Here is a 3,911-nt window from a genome sequence, read left to right as displayed (position 1 = left end):
CTCGGCGCGGCGCCGCGGCGCGGTTGGGCCGACGTTGCGGCGGCGCTGGATATGCTGCTGCCGCGTCTGCGGGCCGGCGCGCGCGTCGTCGCGTTCGGGTCGTTCCATATCGCCGCGGCCGCCCTGCGCTGGCTGCAGCGCGGTGCGGCGGTCTAGCCGCTGCGCTGCAGGTTGTCGCTTGCCGACGCGTATAATCCCGACGTTCCTGGAGGCCAGCCGGCTATGGATTCCGCATTGAAACAGCGTCTGATCGGTGCTGCCGTCCTGATCGCACTCGCGGTCATCTTCGTTCCGATGTTTCTTTCGGGCAGTCCGCCCAAGACCGGGGCCACGGTCACCGAGAATCTCTCGATTCCGCCGGCGCCCGAACGCGAATTCCAGACCCGCGTCGTGCCGGCGGAAAACGGCAGGCCCGCCGCCGCGGCGGCGCCCGTCGCCGAACACGCTGCTCCGGCCGACAGCGACAAGGTCGCCACGGTCGATGCCGGCACGAATCCGCGCCTGGCCACCGAAGTCCCGTATTCCGAAACCGGCAGCCCGGCGCCGGCGGCCGCAACGACCAGGCCGGCGACCGCGCCGGCCAAGCCCGTGGAGACCTCCGCCGCGAAGCCGGTGCCCGAGCGCGCCGCGCCGGCCGCGACGAGCACGGGCCGCTACGCCGTGCACTTGGGCATCTTCGCCAACGGCGCGAATGCCGATGCACTCGTCGCCGGCGCGAAGAAGCAGGGGCTGGTCGCGTATACCGAATCGGCCGAGGTCGACGGCAAGCCGGCCACGCGCGTGCGCCTCGGTCCTTACGAGGATCGCAGCACCGCCGAAGCCGCGCGGCTCAAACTGCAGAAGGCCGATCCCAAGCTCAAGGGCAGCGTCGTCGAGATCGCCGCTTCGGCAGCCGCCAAGGCCGATGCGCCGGCCACGGCCCTGCCGGCCACCCGCGCCGGCGGCTGGGCCGTGCAGCTCGGCGCGTTCAAGTCGCAGGACGAAGCCAACAAGCTGCTCGCGCGGGCGAAAGGCGCCGGTCTGCCGAGCTTCGTCGACAGCACGGGGCAGGGCGGCGAGAAACTCTGGCGCGTGCGCCTCGGGCCCGAGCCCGACCGGGCCGGCAGCGAGAAGCTGCGCGAGCAGGCCAGGCAGAAGCTGACGATCACCGGCATGATCGTGACGGTGCCCTGAGGCCGATCCCGCCGTGAACTGGGCCGACTACTGCATTCTCGGCGTGCTGGCCCTGTCGGTGGTGGTCGGGCTCTGGCGCGGGCTCGTCGCCGAGGTGATGGCGCTGGCCTGCTGGGCTGCGGCGTTCTGGGTCGCCTGGCTGTTCGGCGAACGGCTCTCGGCGCTGTTCACGAGCGTCGACGTGCCGTCGGTGCGTCTGATGCTCGGCTACGGCATCTGTTTCTTCGGCGTGCTGATCGCCGGCGCGCTCGTCGCGTTCCTGCTGCGCAAGCTCGTCGCCGGCAGCGGGCTCAGCGGCACGGACCGCCTGCTCGGCATGGTGTTCGGCCTCGCGCGCGGCCTCGCCCTGGTCCTGCTCGTCGTGCTGCTGCTCGGCTTCACGCCGTTCCCGCGCGATCCCTGGTGGCGCGAGTCGCGCCTCATGCCGGGCTTCCAGAACAGCGCTGAGTGGCTGGCCGCGCGGCTGCCGCAGGACGTCGCCAAGCATCTCGACTATCGCGGCCTGCTGACCTTGCCGGCGTTGCAAGGCCCGCCGGCCGCCCCCAATTCGCCGCCGCCGGCCGCCGCCGGCGCGGACAGACCCTCCTCCTCTTAGCGGTAACGTCGTCATGTGCGGAATCATTGGAATCGTGGGCAAATCCGAGGTCGCCTCGGCCCTGTACGACGGCCTGACGGTGCTGCAGCACCGGGGCCAGGACGCCGCCGGCATCGCGACGGTGGACGGCTCCAGGCTGCGCCTGCACAAGGCGCGCGGCCTGGTCCGCGACGTGTTCCAGCGCGACGACATGCTGAAGCTGCGCGGCCGCGTCGGCATCGGACACTGCCGCTATCCGACGGCGGGCTCCGACGACGTCGGCGAGGCGCAGCCGTTCTACGTGAACTCGCCCTACGGCATCGCGCTCGCGCACAACGGCAACCTCGTCAATGCCGAGGCGATCAGCGGCGAGCTGTTCGAAGGCGACCGCCGCCACATCAACACGAACTCCGATTCGGAAGTGCTGCTCAACGTGCTGGCGCACGAGCTGCAGATCCAGGAACGCATGGACCTGACGCCGGATCATCTGTTCAAGGCCGTCGCCGGCGTGCACTCGCGCGCGCGCGGCGGCTATGCGGTCGCCGCGCTCGTGCTCGGCTACGGCATCCTCGCGTTCCGCGATCCGCACGGCATCCGTCCGCTCGTGCTCGGCGAGCGCGACACGCCCGAGGGCAAGGAATACGCGGTCGCGTCCGAGTCGGTCGCGCTCGACATCCTCGGCTTCCGCCGCCTGCGCGACGTCGAACCCGGCGAGGCCGTGCTGCTCGGCTTCGACGGCAGCCTGCATCACCGCCGCTGCGCCGAAGGCTATGCGCACACGCCGTGCATCTTCGAATACGTCTATCTCGCGCGGCCCGACTCGATGATCGAGGACGTCTCGGTCTACAAGGCGCGTCTGCGCATGGGCGAACGCCTGGCCGAGAAGATCCGGCGCCTGCGTCCGGACCATGGCATCGATGCCGTGATCCCGATTCCCGACACCGCGCGCACGGCGGCCAGTTCGCTGGCCGGCGCGCTCGGCGTGCCGATGCGCGAGGGCTTCGTCAAGAACCGCTACATCGGCCGCACCTTCATCATGCCGGGGCAGAGCGAGCGCGTGAAATCCGTGCGCCGCAAGCTCAACGCGATCGACCTGGAATTCCGCCGCAAGACCGTGCTGCTCGTCGACGATTCCATCGTGCGCGGCACCACGTCCAAGCAGATCATCCAGATGGCGCGCGAGGCCGGCGCGTCGCGCGTGTTCTTCGCCTCGGCGGCGCCGCCGGTGCGCTATCCCAACGTTTACGGCATCGACATGCCGGCGGCGGCCGAACTCGTCGCGCACAACCGCAGCGAGGAAGAGGTCGCCGCGCTGCTCGGCGCCGACTGGCTGGTCTATCAGGATCTCGACGACCTGGTCGCCTCGGTCAGCGAGGGCAATGATGCGCTGACCTCGTTCGACACCTCGTGCTTCTCGGGCGAGTACGTGACCGGTGTGCAGGCCGACTATCTGCGCGAGCTCGAATTCGCGCGCTCGGACGAGGCCAAGAATCTGCGCCGCGCGTCCTGAGGCGTCGCCGGGTCTTTCCGCTGCGCGGCGTTCCCGCCGCGCGGCAGATTCAGAAGCCCTCGCGGCGCCGCGCGACCAGCCACAAGGTCGCGCTGAAGCGGCGCAGCAGCCAGACGTTCTCGAGCCGGTTCAGCGGCTGTGTGCGTTCGACGGCGCCGGCCAGCCAGGCAGTGCGCCAGGCCGGCGGCAGGCCCGACGGCATCAGCTGGTGATGGCCGCCGGCCATGACCTCGAAGCCGTAGTGCAGCAGGCGCCGGCGAAACGCGGCCAGCGCATAGCGGCGCTGGTGCGCCTGGGCCGGGAACAGGCGTCGCGACACGAACTCGGTCCAGGACGCGGCGTTCGGCAGATGCGTGATCAACAACGCGCCGCTGGGCTTGAGCACACGCCAGAGCTCGCTCAGCGAGGCGCCGTCGTTCGGCACGTGCTCCAGCGTGCCGCCGGCCAGCACGCTGTCGAAATGCGCATCGGGATAGGGCAACTGCCACGGATGGTCCAGGCGGCGGTACTCGAGACCGCAGGCGGCATGAAACGCGGCATAGTCGTCGGCCGCGCAGACGTCGCAGCCGTGCAGCTCGATCGCCGCGCCGAGCTCGGCGCGGGCCAGCGCCGACAGCGCCGCATGGCGGCAGCCCCAGTCGAGCACGCGCTGCT

The 3,911-nt window shown here is 70.6% G+C and carries 4 protein-coding genes; 3 read left to right on the top strand and 1 reads right to left on the bottom strand.

The window, feature by feature from the left end; all coding sequences use genetic code 11:
* Positions 1-234 precede the first annotated feature (234 nt).
* From NON22_RS21375 to purF, 3 genes are read left to right on the top strand one after another with little or no spacing between them, the layout of a single operon-like run.
* Positions 235-1,173, top strand: a complete 939-nt coding sequence (locus tag NON22_RS21375; RefSeq protein WP_257389015.1) for an SPOR domain-containing protein — start codon at positions 235-237, stop codon at positions 1,171-1,173.
* Between the two features lie 13 nt (positions 1,174-1,186).
* Positions 1,187-1,768: a CvpA family protein gene (locus NON22_RS21370; protein WP_257389014.1), complete on the top strand. Its 582-nt coding sequence runs from the start codon at positions 1,187-1,189 to the stop codon at positions 1,766-1,768.
* A 13-nt stretch (positions 1,769-1,781) separates the two neighbouring features.
* On the top strand, positions 1,782-3,257 hold the full coding sequence (purF, locus tag NON22_RS21365) for an amidophosphoribosyltransferase (protein ID WP_257389013.1): 1,476 nt from the start codon (positions 1,782-1,784) through the stop codon (positions 3,255-3,257).
* 49 nt (positions 3,258-3,306) lie between these two features.
* On the opposite strand, the gene NON22_RS21360 is transcribed toward purF, so the two are convergent.
* Positions 3,307-3,911, bottom strand: a 605-nt coding sequence (locus NON22_RS21360; RefSeq protein WP_257389012.1) for a class I SAM-dependent methyltransferase, incomplete at its 5' end; no start/stop codon positions are given.

This window comes from Tahibacter caeni, from assembly GCF_024609805.1.
GTDB classification, from domain to species: Bacteria; Pseudomonadota; Gammaproteobacteria; order Xanthomonadales; family Rhodanobacteraceae; genus Tahibacter; species Tahibacter caeni.
The sequence above is the reverse complement of the archived record's forward strand: the minus strand, read 5'-3'. Positions and strand labels throughout refer to the sequence as shown.